We start from the raw sequence: 14,406 nt of genomic DNA on the forward strand, positions 1-14,406 counted from the left end.
CCAATATAAAATACTGTAATTTAATATGGCTCAATACGAACTATTGTTACCAAAAATGGGTGAAAGTGTTGCGGAAGCAACGGTGATTAAATGGGTAAAACAACCGGGTGATACGATCGATTTAGACGATACTATTCTCGAAATCGCTACGGATAAGGTAGATTCTGAAGTTCCTTCGCCCGTAGCCGGTATGTTGGTAAAGCAATTATTTAAGGAAGATGAAATTGCCCAGGTTGGTGATGTAATTGCAATAATAGAAACTGCAGGCGGAGATAGCCCGGCCGTTGAAACTCCTGTAGTTGATGCGCCAGCTGTAGCAGAAAAAGCAGAAACAATTCCTGGTATTGAGCAGCTTCCATCAGAAAATAAAGCTGCAGTAACAGATTTTAGTGCTTCTGAACGGTTTTATTCTCCTCTGGTAAAAAGCATTGCTGCGCAGGAAAATATTCCGCTGGCAGAGTTAGATGCCATTAAAGGTTCTGGTACTGATGGTCGTTTAAATAAAGACGACCTGCTGGATTATATTGCCAATAAAAATGGAGGAGTTGCTTTAACCAATACGGTTATATTAAATCCACCTCCTGCGACTGAAACAGCAGTGCCTAAAACAGCTCAGGCTGAGACCGGACCTACAAATAAACCATCTACAACGAGTGTAAGCGGTGCCGACGAAATTATTGAAATGGACAGGATGCGTAAACTGATTGCCGACCACATGGTAATGAGTAAAACCACCTCGCCACACGTTACTTCATTTGTAGAAGCCGATGTAACCAATATGGTATTATGGCGCAATAAAGTAAAAAACAGTTTCGAGAAACGTGAAAATGAAAAAATAACCTTTACGCCAATATTTGTAGAGGCTGTTGCAAAAGCTATAAAAGATTTCCCGATGATCAATGTTTCGGTAAACGGAACACAAATTATTAAAAAAGGAAATATCAATATCGGTATGGCCGCTGCCTTACCAAGTGGAAATTTAATTGTTCCTGTAATTAGAAATGCCGATCAGCTTAACCTTGTTGGCTTAACTAAAGCCGTTAACGATTTGGCCACAAGAGCAAGAAATTCTAAATTAAAACCCGACGAAACACAGGGTGGAACCTTTACCTTAACCAATGTAGGTAGCTTCGGGAACGTAATGGGTACACCGATTATCAACCAGCCACAGGTAGCTATTTTAGCGGTTGGGGCCATTAAAAAGAAACCGGCTGTTTTAGAAACCGAACACGGTGATGTAATTGCGATCAGGCACATGATGTTCCTCTCTTTATCTTACGATCATAGGGTAGTAGATGGCTCATTGGGTGGCATGTTTGTGCGCAGGGTAGCCGATTATTTAGAAAGCTGGGACCTGAACAGGGAAATTTAATCAGTTTTCAGTTAAAAATTTTAGTTGGCTAATACCAACAATTTACCAGTTTAACAATTAAGAATGTTAGCTTCAAATTTAAAATCGATAGTTTCGGATAATGTATTGCACGCCAAATGGTTAAATACATTGTCTTATATGGAAAATGCAGGTGCAAAAAAGATTTCAGCGTCAGAGCATAAGGAAAATGTAAACCTGATTATCCTTAAACATGCGGCAGAAGAACACCGTCATGCCTACTATTTAAAAAAGCAGATTTCAAAAGTTGATGAGTCGTTATGTAAAACCTATACAAATGCCGAGTTACTTTCACCAAATCATACCAAATACTATTTGCACGCTTTGGATATTGCGGTTTGCCGTTACTTAAAAGCACAGTTTAATCTGTCAGGTTACGACTTAAAGTTTGCTGCCTATTTATTTGTTACCTATGCGATTGAAGTACGTGCTGATGAATTGTATCCAATTTACCAGGCCGTTTTAGATGAGGCGAAGAGCAAGGTAAATGTGAAATCGATTATCCTGGAAGAAGAAGGTCATCTGGAAGAAATGATGAACCAGCTGGTGAGCTTTTCTGATGATTGGGAAAACCATGCTGCAGAAGTAATTAAAATCGAAAAAGCTTTATTTGATAACTGGGTAACTGCCTTAGCCGCTGAATTAACGGTAAGCGCTTAATTTAAGAAGAATTATTTAATTTATTCGTCATCTCGACTGAAGCACAGCGAAATGGAGAGATCTATTATTGATTTCCCATTGCGTTTCACTCCGTTCGTAATGACGAATTTTCATTAAAAACCAATCCGGTTTATCTTTGTTTCTAAATAAAGACAAATATCATGGCTAAGTTTTCAGATTTAATTAATGGCGACAAACCTGTACTGGTTGATTTTTTTGCAGAGTGGTGTGGGCCCTGTAAAATGATGAAACCGATCTTAGAACAGCTGAAATCACAAGTTGGCGATTCGGTTTCCATCCTTAAAGTTGACATCGATAAGAATCAACCTGCCGCTTCTTCGTTCAATGTTCAGAGCGTTCCTACCTTAATCCTTTTCAAAAATGGAGTACAGGTTTGGAGGCAAAGTGGAGTTTTACAGGCCGCTCAACTTAAGCAGGTGATTGATGCACATGCCTGAATATTAAACTTCTACCACACTTTTTGGCGTGACTGCAAATATACGTTCGCTTGTTTTAGGGTAGATGTTATAAAGTCCGGTAAATAAGCTAAAAGCAGGTAATACTGCGTATTCCTTACCGAAGTAAAAACATGGAAATTTTAACCGTTGTTTTGCTTTCCCCACAATGGTAACGCCTGGATGGATGTGTCCGCTGATGGGATATAATTCTTCTTCAGTACAATTTGGCGCATCGTGGATAAAACAGAATGGACCTAAGCAATAGCTGGGTTCGTGTATTTCGATGTCCATTGCAGCATAATTGGCATGAGACAGGCGATCGTGATTCCCTTTAACCAATAAGAAATTCAGTTGCTGATAGTGTTTTCTCCATTCAGCAAATTCGTCAATATCAGTATTTAAGCCGTGGTGAAACATATCGCCATTAATCAGCAATGTTTTAGGCTGGTATTGTTTAATAAGCAAACTTAAGCGTTGTAAATCGGTTTGGGCAATGGTTGCAGGTACCTGTAAACCTGCCTGCCTGAAATGTGCCGATTTGCCTAAATGCAGGTCGCTTATGGCTAAAAGTTGATGTTTTGGTAAAAATATAGCCCTTTCTTTATCTAAAATCAGTTCTTCACCCTGGCTTGTAATGGTCATTTATTTTATGCTATTGTCATCTTGTGCTTGTCGAAGGATCTTTTAATTTCTGACTGCACAAGATCATGTATCTATTTAATTTTCTCTGATTCGGCTTTCATCCTGGCAATCCGTTGCTCCAACTCTTCCGAACTCATATTTTCGCGTAAACTATCTACCTTAATCGGAAAAGAGAGCGGCGTAAAACTTTTCGGATTGGTAATGATAACTGCTCCATTCTGGATCCTTTCTAAAGCGGCTGCCAACCGGGGTTCTTCCAGTTGCTGATAAAAAACCTCATCGTATGCCTGGCGCAAAAGTAAATTATGTTTGTCGTAATCGCTAAAAACATTAAAAAACAAACCTGCAGATGACTGGAGATGTTTATTTGCGACATATTTACCCGGGTAACCCTGAAAAACCAATCCCGAAATACACGCAATATCCCTGAATTTACGCCTTGCCATTTCAGTGGAGTTAATACTTAACGTAATATCTTCCGTTAAATTTTTAGGGGAAAAAACTTCGTAAGCAATCGATTCATCCATAGGGATTTCCGTTTCACTTAACAATTCGAAACCATAATCGTTCATGGCGATCGAAAAACTGATCGGCAGCAATTTACTTAAGCGATAAGCAACCAAAGCGGCTAAAACCTCATGCACCAAACGCCCTTCAAACGGATAGGCAAATAAATGGAAACCTTCTTTATTGTTAATCAGCTCAATTAGTAACTCATCATTTCTTGGTACGTGAGAACGTTTTTCCTGCAATAAAAACAATGGGTAAACAGAATCCAGTTCCTCATCCTGATGGGTTTTATCAAGCGCCTCATTGTATTTCTTCCGCAATACAGAACCTAAATTAGATGATAAGGGTAGTCGGCCTCCGTTCCAGCTAGGGGAAATGGCGTTTTTTTGCTTGCTTACCCTTACTACAACCGTCATATCTTTCACCTGGATAAATTCTAAAACCCGGCCTGCCAGGCGGAAATTATCTCCTACTTTTAAACGGGTAACAAAATATTCTTCCACCATACCAATGTAGCCCCCTGAAATAAATTTGACTTTCAGCATCGCATCACTTACAATAGTACCGATGTGTAAACGGTGGCGCATGGCCAGTTGACGGCTTTTTACTTTCCAAATTCCGTCCTCTTTCACTACCTTTTTAAATTCTGTGTAAGCACTTAAACTATCGCCCCCCGAAGTAATAAATTGCATTACCCAGGTCCATTCTTCAGGGAGAATAAGTTTGAAAGCATGGGTGTTTTTAATTTCTTCGTAGATGATTTTATCGTCAAATCCGTCGCCTATAGCCAATGTAACCAGGTATTGCACCAATGTATCAAACACCATAATAAAAGGCTCACGGCTTTCTATATTGTTGGTTTTAGCCGCTTCTTTAATGGCCGCGGCTTCTACCAATTCAAGCGCATGGGTAGGCAGGAAATATATTTTGGAGGTTTCGTGAGGGGAGTGGCCCGAACGGCCTGCTCTCTGCAAAAACCTGGCGACACCCTTCGGCGAACCCACCTGAACAACCGTATCAACCGGTTTAAAATCGACACCTAAATCTAACGACGAAGTGGCAATTACGGCTTTAAGTTGTCCCGTATGTAAAGCATCTTCAATCCAGTTCCGGAGTTCAAAATCTATCGATCCGTGGTGTATGGCAATGCGCCCGGCCAGTTCAGGTTCGATATTCAGCAAGTGCTGGTACCACATTTCCGATTGTCCGCGGGTATTGATGAAAATTAAAGTGGTTTTGCTCTTTTCAATAATCGGCAAAAGTTTGTAAGCTAGTTTTAAGCCCAAATGCCCTGCCCAGGGCAGTGTCTCAATATCGTCGGGTATAATGGATTTAATTACAATTTTCTTTTCTAAATCAGCTTTAACAATAACACGTTTGGCATCTAAATTTGGCTCTAAAACATCTAAAGCTTCATCGATGTTGCCAATGGTAGCAGAAATCCCCCAGATCCTTAAAAATTGATTTTTTTCTAATTTTTGCAAACCTTTAATCCGCGATACCGCCAGCTCAACCAATACTCCGCGTTTGCTCCCTAAAAGTTCATGCCATTCATCTGCCACAATGCATTTAAGATTCCGGAACAGGGTAGAAGAACCCTTTTGTGCCAGCAACAGGTGCAGGCTCTCCGGGGTAATCAACAAAATTTCGGGCATCGATTTTTTTTGCTGTACTTTTTCTGCCTGCGAGGTATCGCCGTTGCGGACCCCCACGTGCCAATCCAGTTCCAGTTCCAATAAAGTTTCGCGCATGGCCCTTGCAATGTCTTTTGCTAAAGAGCGGAGCGGGGTAATCCAGATCAACTGTAAACGGTCTTTTGCTTTTTTATTACTGGCTTCTGATGCATTTAAAGCTTCAATTACCACCGCTAAAAATAACGAAAAAGTTTTTCCGAAGCCTGTGGGTGCATTTACCAAACCGCTGTAGCCATTAAGATAATACTGCCAGGCATCTTCCTGAAATTGAAAAGGCCTTCGTTTATTGGTTTTTAGCCAGCTTTTTATCTTTTTATAACCTTTGGTTTTGGTTTGGTCCATGCCTAATGTATTTCCCTATTGGTTTTATATTTATGAGTTTTGTTTTTTTTGAAAAGCAATATCAGTAATCCTTCGGTTGCTTCAGTCCCGCCATGCGCTAAACCTTTTTTGTAAATCAACGATAAAACTGATTATCCTTAAACAAAAAAGGGTATCGCTGCTGTCGGGTTTAAAATAGCAAGGCAAACCTACGTAGGCTAACTATTCTATTAAATTTCCATCAGTTTGTGCCCATACAGACCGAAATCTTTTAGTTATGATCATAATGGTTTGTGAGGACACAGATCATAGAATCGCATTACAAGGTAGATTGCAGCAATTGCCTCAAATCCTCCAAAGTATTAATTTCATCTGCTTTTTTATCTTTTCGCCACCGCAATATACGCGGAAAACGTAAAGCTAATCCTGCTTTATGCCGTTTACTCTCCGCAATTCCTTCAAATGCAATTTCGAAAACCAGTTCGGGTTTTACCGTACGTACCGGACCAAATTTTTCGATCGCATTGCGGGTTACAAAACTGTTCACTTCTTTAATTTCCTTGTCTGTTAAACCCGAATAGGCTTTTGCAATCGTTACCAGGTTTTCTCCATCACGAACAGCAAAAGTATAATCAGTAAAGAAATTGGCCCTTCTACCGCTTCCTTTTTGAGCATAAATCATTACCGCATCAACCGTGTAGGGATTGATTTTCCATTTCCACCAATCTCCGCGCTTTCTGCCACTGTGGTAATGCGAACTCAGTTTTTTAAGCATAATCCCTTCGCTATTGATCGAACGTGAAGTTTGTCTTAATTCGGCCAGTTCTTCCCACGTATTACAACTGATTACCGGAGAAATAATCACCGGACTTTCATCCAGTCCACCAATTAATTTTTCGAGTATTTTTCTTCTTTCACTTAAGGGTTCTTCCCTGAAATCTTTCGCTTCATATTCCAGGATATCGTAAACAAAAAATCCGATAGGCGCATCTTCCAACTGTTTTTTATTAATCGTTTTACGATTTAAACGCTGTTGCAGAGTGCTGAATGATAAAACCTGTTTATCCTGTACCGCCAAAATTTCGCCATCTAAAACTACGCCGTCAGGCAAAACGTCAATCATAAAATGCAGTTCAGGAAACTGTTCCGTCACCAGTTCTTCGCCACGGCTCCAGATAAAAAGTTCGCCGTTCCGTTTTACAATCTGCCCGCGGATTCCGTCCCATTTCCATTCGGCCTGCCATTCAGAAATATCGCCAAGTTTTTCGGGTTCCTGTTCTAAAGCATAGGCCAGGCAAAAAGGGTAAGGCCAGGAGTTATCGGTATTTACATGGATGCCATTAATCAGTTCATGAAAGGTAATCTCATAAGGATTCCATTTACCCATAATGCTGTGCATAATCTGGGCACTATCTAAACTGCTTTGTTTGGCCAATGCATTTACAAGCATTTTATTGGAAACACCGATCCTGAAATTACCCGAAATTAGTTTATTAAAAATAAAACGTTCCTGTGTTTCGAGTTTGTTCCAGGCATTTAAAATAAAATCTTTCTTAGTTTCATCATCTTTGCCTTCCAGATCGTGCAATTCTTCGATCCAGGTATGCAATTGAAAATCTGACGTATTTTCGGCTGGAGGTAATAATAAAGCGATGGTTTCGCTTAAATCGCCAACATTAGAATAACTTTCGGCAAATAACCATTCAGGCGTTTCGGTAATGTCAATCGCCCAATATTTAAGTAAGGCCGATTTAATAGGTCTTTTAGGTTTTTTACCAGTAAATAAGGCAATCACCCATACTTTATCTTTATCATCGGCGTGGTTAAAATAATCAACCAAAGCCGCGATTTTATCGTTGGTTTTATTGCTCAGTTCGAGCTGATGGATCAGTTTGGCAAAACGTTTCATATTATTTATTTTCGTTTTGCTCAGCTAAATCCACCTTGTTTTCTTCATCATCTTCCTGACCAAACTTGGTTAAAACTTCTGCGGCTTCTATACCTTCATCATTTAAAAAACGACTAAAAGCCGCAGTAAAACCATGCGTAACATAAACTTTTTCTGCACCTGTTGCGGTAATGGCTTCCATCAATCCAGGCCAATCTGCATGATCACTTAATGCAAAACCGGCATCGGCACTTTGCCAGCGGCGGTGCGCCCGAACCTGCATCCAGCCAGAGCATATTCCGGTAACAGGATGTGATAAATTCTTGATCCAGCGGCTATCGCGCATCGCGGGCGGCACAATTACTATTCCTTTCTGCAAATCATCTTTAGTGGTTTCAGGAGTAATCCTAATCGTTTTTGGAAGGTTTACACCTGCTTCTATAATTACTTCGTTCAGGTTGGCAATACTGTTATGTACATAAATCGGAATATCGCCGGCCAGGTTTTTAATTAAACGCTGTGCTTTGCCCAAACTATAGGCAATTAATACGCTGGTTTTCTGTTGATTAATGTTATCGTTTATCCAATTCCGGATTCCGTTAAAAACAATCTCCTGTCTTTGCCATTTGTAAACTGGCAGGCCAAAAGTGCTTTCTGAAACAAAAGAATGGCATTTTACGGGTTCAAATGGTACGGTGATCCCATCATCTTCAATTTTATAATCGCCCGATATTACGCAGATTTCGCCTTTATATTCTAAACGTACCTGTGCAGAACCAATAATGTGCCCTGCAGGGAAAAAAGAAATATTTACACCGTTACGAACAATACTTTCTCCGTATTCCAATGTTTCAACATTTAAATCTTCGCTAATCCTGCGTTTGATAATGGGCTTTGTTAAAGTATGGCAGAGGTAATATTTATTTCCAAACCGCACGTGATCGCTATGTCCATGTGTAGTTACGGCATAATCTACAGGCCACCAGGGGTCTACATAAAAATCGCCCTGTTTACAGTAAATGCCTCTTTTGGTAAATTCGATTAATGCCATAGCTAGTAAACAATGGTTTCAGGGATTGGTTTTGAAACCATAGTGCTTAACTTCAACACTAAGGTTATCATATATACATAACCAAAGTTTTATCGCATAAAAAAAGCAGCCCGAAAGCTGCTTTTTAAATTTTCTATCTTGCTCCCGGAGGACAGTTTTCTTTTAAAAATTTGGTGTAGGTTAGCGAAAGGTGTTCGCTTGTTCCTTCACCTTCTGAAATACTGTGCGTACGGTTAGGATAACTCATTAACTGAAAAACTTTTCTGTTTTTAATCAGTTCGTTGATCAGCATTTCGGCATTTTGATAATGTACGTTATCATCGCCGGTGCCATGGATATACAATAAATTACCTTTCAGGTTTTTAGCATAAGTAATAGGAGAACCTTTAACATAAGCTTCTTTACTAGGGAAAGGCGTACCCATATAACGTTCCTGATAAACATTATCGTAAGTTAACTGATTGCCTACCGCAGCAATGGCAATACCTGTTTTGTAGATTTCAGGATATTGGAACATCAGGTTTAAGGTTGATGAGCCACCACCGCTCCAGCCCCAAACCGCTACACGGTCTTTATCCATAAAGGCATTGGTAGCCAATAGTTTTTTAGCAGCCATGGCCTGATCGCGGATATTGATTACACCAATATTTTTATAAATACTTTTACGCCAAGCGCTTCCTTTCGGCACCGGTGCACCTCTGTTATCCATTGATATATAGATATAACCATCTTTAGCCATATCGCCGGCATATAAGAAGTTTCTTCCCGCACCATAAGTATCTGCTGCTGTTGGTGAAGCAGGCTCGCCATAAACATAAAATACAACAGGATATTTTTTAGCAGGATTAAAATTATCAGGTTTTTTCATCCAGCCGTCCATTTCAATGCCATCTTCGGTGGTTACTTTGAAAAACTCAACCTTATTTTTAGGGGCTTCCTGTTTTGATAGTTGTGTAGTAACACTTCCATCCATAGTAAACGGATTGCCTGTGGTGAAATTCATCCACTCAGTAATTGGTCTTACAATCGAACTGTTATAAGTATGACGGGCAAATGCAGCATTAGGAGAAATATCATAATTATGAGTACCAGGAAGGATAGAAGGGGTAACCTGTTCTAATTTCCCTTTTCCATCCAACTTTGTTTTAAAAAGATATTTCTGCGTGGCATTTGTTGGCGAGGCAAGGAAATAAACCGTATTGTTTTTTACATCGATTAATTTCACATCAATTACATCGTAATTGCCTTTTGTAACCAAAGTTTCTTTTTTTCCGTCAATGCTAATTCTGTACAAATGGTTCCAGCCATCTTTGTCTGATACAATGGTAAATTCTTTATTGTCGTTTAACCATTTCCATTCATCCTGTGGATCGATCCATGCTTTTGCTTTTTCGGTGTAGATGGCTTTTGCATCACCTGTACTAGCATTGCAGATAAATACTTTGCTTTCGTTCTGCTCGCGGTTAAGCTGTTGTAAAATAATGTTATTGCTGTTTGGTACCCACTGCATACGTGGAATGTAATGCTGAATATTATCGCCCGGAACATTTAACCAGTTTGTTTTGGCAGATGCAACATCAACCACACCAACCTTGCAAACAGAAGGATTTTCGCCTACTTTTGGATATTCTACCGGAATGGTATAAGGATAAATTGAATCCGTATTGTTGATCATCAAAAAGTTTTTGATCCTGGTTGCATCAATTTGCCAGTAAGCAATAGATTTCCCGTCAGGACTCCATCTAAAACCATCACGACAATCAAATTCTTCTTCGTAAACCCAATCAAAAGTACCGTTAATCAGGCGATCGGTACCATCAGTGGTTAAAGCTTTTGAACCTGATCCGTCGATATTTTCTACATATAAATTGTGTTTGCTTACGTAGGCTACTTTACTTCCATCCGGCGATAATTTTGCAAACATTAGAGATGATGCCGGTTTATCTTTCCCGATTTGGGTAATATTGTTAGCCGTTAAATCAGCCAGCCAATAATCGCCACGGGTATCATAACGCCAAACTTTTTTACTGTTGGTGTAGATTAAAGCTTTTGTACCATCGTCAGATAACTGGAAACTTCTTACCGCAATGGCATTATTTTTTCCTGCCGGCGTTAGTAACGCTCTGGAAATAATTGTTTTTTTGTCGCTTTTTGGAAGCGTAACCGAGATAATTTCTCCGCTTGCAATCTGGTAGTAAGAGTTACCATCTTTTGCCCAGTTGATACTTTGGGCTTTTGCATCAATTAACGTACATAAAGCGATGCAGGCAATTGATAATCTGAATAATAAGTTTTTAATCATATATAATTTGGGGCATAAAAAAAGCTTTTTAACTTTTCGGCTAATTTAAATAAAAAGCCGGCAGTTAAAAAGCCATTAATTAGCAGGATTTGGTTAATTATTCACCACCACCTTGCATTTTTGCTAAATCTTCCATTGTTACTACTTCGTAACCTGTTGGTACTTCTTTCGAAATGGCACCAACTTTACCTTCAACAACCGATTTTAGGGTAGTAGTAGTTTCTACACCTCTTTGAACCAATGTATATTTTACAGGAAAAGCAGCTAAACCAGGGAAATAGTTTTGAGAACCAACGTTTGGTAATTCAACATCTTTTGTAGCCCATAATTCAAGCGTTGCACCTTTATCATCTTTATAAGAATATTTTTCAGCACTAAAACCACCAATAGTTTGTTTTTCGCCTGTAGCTTTGAAATCAAAATATTTAGGGATAGCGCCCATTGCTTTTTCAATATCAGCTTTAGTTTGTTTTACTGCAAACTGTTTTTGTGCAACCGGAACATCAATTAAAAGCAAACCTGTTCTCTCATTGTTATCAGAAACAATACCGATTAAAGCAGGACCTTGTTCCATTTCGATTTTGGTTAAACCATTATTAAATTTAACTTTCAATTCTGCAGGTGGTTCTTGTCCGCCCATTGCAGCTTTTTGTTCTTCAGTTAATTTATACGCCAGGCCATAGGTAATTGTACCTTCAGCTATTTTCTTTTGCGCATGGGCGATAACGGCGCTACTTACTAAGATTAAAGCAACAACGCTTGTTTTGATTGATTTTAACATGTTTTTTATTTCAGTTTAGTTATTTACCAGTTAATTTTTTCTTTGTTTAAAAATGAAGAAATTCCTTTTTTAAAATCTTCACTCTCCCGTACACGGGCATTGATCTGTACCGCAGTTTCAAGGCATTTTTCAAGCAGGGGATTGGTGGTTTGCGTAATCAATTGTTTTGTAACCATTAACGAATTGCCAGAACTCCCGCTACACAAACTTAATGCAAATTCTCTTACGTTTTGATGAATTTCGGATGAATTTGTTACAAAATTTATCAAATTATATTTAAGTGCCTGTTCAGCAGAGAAGGTTTTTCCGGTCAATAAGATTTCTTTAGCAACCGATTCGCTAACCTTTTGTTTTAAAAAGCAGGAAACAATGGCTGGCACAAAACCTATTTTAACCTCAGTATAACCAAAATTACTTTCGGGGGTTGCAAAAACAATGTCGCAGATTGTTGCCAAACCGCAGCCACCGGCAATGGCATGTCCTTCAACCTGTGCTATAACTACTTTTGGCAGGTAATAAATGGTGGTAAACAGTTTTTTTAGATGATTGGAATCAGCAACATTTTCTTCAAAGGTATTGTGTTGCAACTGTTGCAGGTAGCCTAAATCGGCACCGGCACTAAACGAATCGCCATTCGCATTTAGTATAACTACCTTAACCAGGTCATCTTCTGCCGCACGGATAAATGCAGCTGTTAAAGCTGAAATGAGCTGAGGATTTAGGGCATTTCTTTTTTCAGGCCGGTTAATGGTTAAGGTTGCAATTCTTTCTGCAACCTGATATAAAACCAGATTTTCCATATTATTGGGTTAGTTGCACCAAATATGCTTTATTTTTCTTTAAAATATGAAAATCTAAATGATTATTCTCTGCAGTTTTTTTAAGAATCTCAATCTTATAATCCTTATTGGTAGCATCAATGATTAGATTTTTATATTTTATTTCAGGCGCTAACCTTTCTAACTTAAATTTTGTATTGCCGCTAATCCAGAGACTGGAAAACACACCGTTTCCACTCATTTTTTTATAATTTAGACGTTCATCAGCCACTAATAGCTTATAATGATGAAATACAAGCTGATGGTTTCTCAATACAAAATTCTTAAGCACCGTATCTTTCTTTAAATTAATAAAACTGATGTTATTTATTTGTAGCTGTGTGAGTGCCGGTTTTACAAAAAAGTCATAATTTTTATCCGTAATTTTTAAATCGGTAACCAGAATGCTTTCTTTTCCTGTGATAAAGGCAGCCGCATAGTTTTTCCTTAACGAAAAGAAAATAATCTTTTGTTGATGAAATGCAGCCAGGTCATCATAGGCAACCAATACCTGATAGCCGGCGAAAATAAGGAGTGATGAAAATATAAAGCGCTTGTTGAAATTTGACAGGCCATATATAAACAAGCCAAGTGCAAAACTCAATAAAATAAATTCAGGCAGATTAATCCATATTGATGAAAAAGTAGCATAGGGCAAATCAGCGATCCATTTCAATACTGAATTGGTAAAGTTGATGATCCACTCGAAAACTGGCGCTAAAAAACTAAACCATGGAACCAAAACAGCAATCCCAAGGTACATCATCAGCACCAAGGGTATCGTGATAAAAAGATTACCAAAAAGAAAATAAAGTGGAAATTGATGGAAATAATAAATGCTTAAAGGAAAAGTGACAATTTGCGCTGCTAACGACATGGCAATAAAACTCCATAATTTATCTGTCCATTTATGTTTAATATAGAGCAGGTTATAAATTTTTGGCTGAAGATAAACCAAACCGAAAACAGCAAGGTAGGAGAGCTGGAAGCCAACGTCCCAAATTAAAAAGGGATCATAAAGCAACTGGCAAAATGCAGAGAACGCCAAAATATTATAACTGTTGGTATTTTTGGATAAAACTTTTGCTGTAATTAAAATACTGATCATAATTGCCGAGCGCACAACAGAAGGAGATAAGCCTGTTAGCAGTGCATAGCTCCATATTAAAGTGCAGATCAGTATCAATTTGACGATTTTTAATGAACGATTCCTGTTTAGAAACATCAGCATAAAATCTAACACCACATAAATAATAGCCACATGTGCCCCTGAAACTGATAAAGCATGTATGGTGCCGGTTTTGGTATATGATGATAAAGTTTCTTTAGTTAAATCGGCCCGATAACCCAAAATTAAGGTAGAAGCCACTGCAAAAGCCTCGTTGCTTTTAATCAAATTCCGGTATTTTTTCACCTGTTTTTCCCTCAGGATTAAGGCATATTTTATAACTGGATTACCTATGTTATTGTTGGTTTTAATGAGGTGCGCCTGATCAATAAAAGCCTGGTGGTAAATATTCTGATGCGAGAGCCAGGCCTTAAAATCAAATTCGGCCGGATTATATGGCGGCTCTATTTCCGTATATTTTGCAGAGATGATGATTTCATCGCCATATTTTAGTTGGATTGGTTTTAAGCTATCTAATCTTAAAGCCACAAGCAATTGGCCCGACGACCTAACCTGCTTATCTTTTTCATAGCCCACAATTACATTTGCTTTAAACCGCAGTATATTCCCATTTTGCTGTGGTTCTCTTTTACCCAGATTTTTAAGGAAGTATAATTGCTGTTTCCAAAATAATCATTTTTAAGGGTTTGATTATTTAATAAACAAAGTAAGCCGCCCAGGTTAAAGAAAAATAGATACAGCAAAACACCAATTGTTCCTTTA

The 14,406-nt window shown here is 38.6% G+C and carries 11 protein-coding genes; 3 read left to right on the top strand and 8 right to left on the bottom strand.

Annotated features, from left to right (window positions below; genetic code table 11):
• Positions 1-25: 25 nt before the first annotated feature.
• The 3 genes from ACTJKC_RS19450 to trxA all read left to right on the top strand — a co-directional run bounded on the left by ACTJKC_RS19450 (position 26) and on the right by trxA (position 2,508).
• A complete protein-coding gene (locus tag ACTJKC_RS19450; RefSeq protein ID WP_440794499.1) occupies positions 26-1,372 on the top strand; it encodes a dihydrolipoamide acetyltransferase family protein in 1,347 nt (448 codons plus the stop codon).
• A gap of 63 nt (positions 1,373-1,435) precedes the next feature.
• The gene (locus tag ACTJKC_RS19455; protein ID WP_440794501.1) at positions 1,436-2,050 is read left to right on the top strand and encodes a hypothetical protein; all 615 of its coding nucleotides are present in this window, start codon (positions 1,436-1,438) and stop codon (positions 2,048-2,050) included.
• Positions 2,051-2,211: 161 nt separating this feature from the next.
• On the top strand, positions 2,212-2,508 hold the full coding sequence (gene trxA / locus ACTJKC_RS19460) for a thioredoxin (RefSeq protein ID WP_440794503.1): 297 nt from the start codon (positions 2,212-2,214) through the stop codon (positions 2,506-2,508).
• 3 nt (positions 2,509-2,511) lie between these two features.
• Here the strand turns inward: trxA and pdeM are convergent, their stop codons facing one another.
• From pdeM to ACTJKC_RS19500, 8 genes are all read right to left on the bottom strand, one after another.
• A complete protein-coding gene (gene pdeM, locus ACTJKC_RS19465; protein WP_440794505.1) occupies positions 2,512-3,150 on the bottom strand; it encodes a ligase-associated DNA damage response endonuclease PdeM in 639 nt (212 codons plus the stop codon).
• A 71-nt stretch (positions 3,151-3,221) separates the two neighbouring features.
• Entirely contained in the window at positions 3,222-5,696 is a 2,475-nt protein-coding gene (locus ACTJKC_RS19470; RefSeq protein WP_440794507.1) for a ligase-associated DNA damage response DEXH box helicase, read from the bottom strand.
• Between the two features lie 298 nt (positions 5,697-5,994).
• The gene (locus ACTJKC_RS19475) at positions 5,995-7,584 is read right to left on the bottom strand and encodes an ATP-dependent DNA ligase (RefSeq protein WP_440794509.1); all 1,590 of its coding nucleotides are present in this window, start codon (positions 7,582-7,584) and stop codon (positions 5,995-5,997) included.
• A 1-nt stretch (position 7,585) separates the two neighbouring features.
• A complete protein-coding gene (locus ACTJKC_RS19480) occupies positions 7,586-8,614 on the bottom strand; it encodes a ligase-associated DNA damage response exonuclease (RefSeq protein ID WP_440794510.1) in 1,029 nt (342 codons plus the stop codon).
• A gap of 133 nt (positions 8,615-8,747) precedes the next feature.
• Positions 8,748-10,916, bottom strand: a complete 2,169-nt coding sequence (locus ACTJKC_RS19485; protein ID WP_440794512.1) for a S9 family peptidase — start codon at positions 10,914-10,916, stop codon at positions 8,748-8,750.
• Positions 10,917-11,013: 97 nt separating this feature from the next.
• On the bottom strand, positions 11,014-11,697 hold the full coding sequence (locus ACTJKC_RS19490) for a DUF4412 domain-containing protein (RefSeq protein ID WP_440794514.1): 684 nt from the start codon (positions 11,695-11,697) through the stop codon (positions 11,014-11,016).
• Positions 11,698-11,720: 23 nt separating this feature from the next.
• Positions 11,721-12,497 carry an enoyl-CoA hydratase/isomerase family protein gene (locus ACTJKC_RS19495; RefSeq protein WP_440794516.1) on the bottom strand — a complete coding sequence of 259 codons (777 nt, stop codon included), beginning with the start codon at positions 12,495-12,497 and terminating at the stop codon, positions 11,721-11,723.
• Position 12,498: 1 nt separating this feature from the next.
• On the bottom strand, positions 12,499-14,280 hold the full coding sequence (locus tag ACTJKC_RS19500) for a ComEC/Rec2 family competence protein (RefSeq protein ID WP_440794562.1): 1,782 nt from the start codon (positions 14,278-14,280) through the stop codon (positions 12,499-12,501).
• Positions 14,281-14,406: the final 126 nt, after the last annotated feature.

This window comes from Pedobacter sp. 22226 (genome assembly GCF_052045455.1).
In the GTDB taxonomy this organism is placed as follows: Bacteria; Bacteroidota; Bacteroidia; order Sphingobacteriales; family Sphingobacteriaceae; genus Pedobacter; species Pedobacter jeongneungensis.

Bases quoted from the DNA above. Each gene is read 5' to 3' on its own strand.
- pdeM (WP_440794505.1), bottom strand. From the start codon at position 3,150: ATGACCATTACAAGCCAGGGTGAAGAACTGATTTTAGATAAAGAAAGG.
- ACTJKC_RS19485 (WP_440794512.1), bottom strand. From the start codon at position 10,916: ATGATTAAAAACTTATTATTCAGATTATCAATTGCCTGCATCGCTTTA.
- ACTJKC_RS19480 (WP_440794510.1), bottom strand. From the start codon at position 8,614: ATGGCATTAATCGAATTTACCAAAAGAGGCATTTACTGTAAACAGGGC.
- ACTJKC_RS19450 (WP_440794499.1), top strand. From the start codon at position 26: ATGGCTCAATACGAACTATTGTTACCAAAAATGGGTGAAAGTGTTGCG.
- ACTJKC_RS19495 (WP_440794516.1), bottom strand. From the start codon at position 12,497: ATGGAAAATCTGGTTTTATATCAGGTTGCAGAAAGAATTGCAACCTTA.
- ACTJKC_RS19475 (WP_440794509.1), bottom strand. From the start codon at position 7,584: ATGAAACGTTTTGCCAAACTGATCCATCAGCTCGAACTGAGCAATAAA.
- trxA (WP_440794503.1), top strand. From the start codon at position 2,212: ATGGCTAAGTTTTCAGATTTAATTAATGGCGACAAACCTGTACTGGTT.
- ACTJKC_RS19455 (WP_440794501.1), top strand. From the start codon at position 1,436: ATGTTAGCTTCAAATTTAAAATCGATAGTTTCGGATAATGTATTGCAC.
- ACTJKC_RS19470 (WP_440794507.1), bottom strand. From the start codon at position 5,696: ATGGACCAAACCAAAACCAAAGGTTATAAAAAGATAAAAAGCTGGCTA.
- ACTJKC_RS19490 (WP_440794514.1), bottom strand. From the start codon at position 11,697: ATGTTAAAATCAATCAAAACAAGCGTTGTTGCTTTAATCTTAGTAAGT.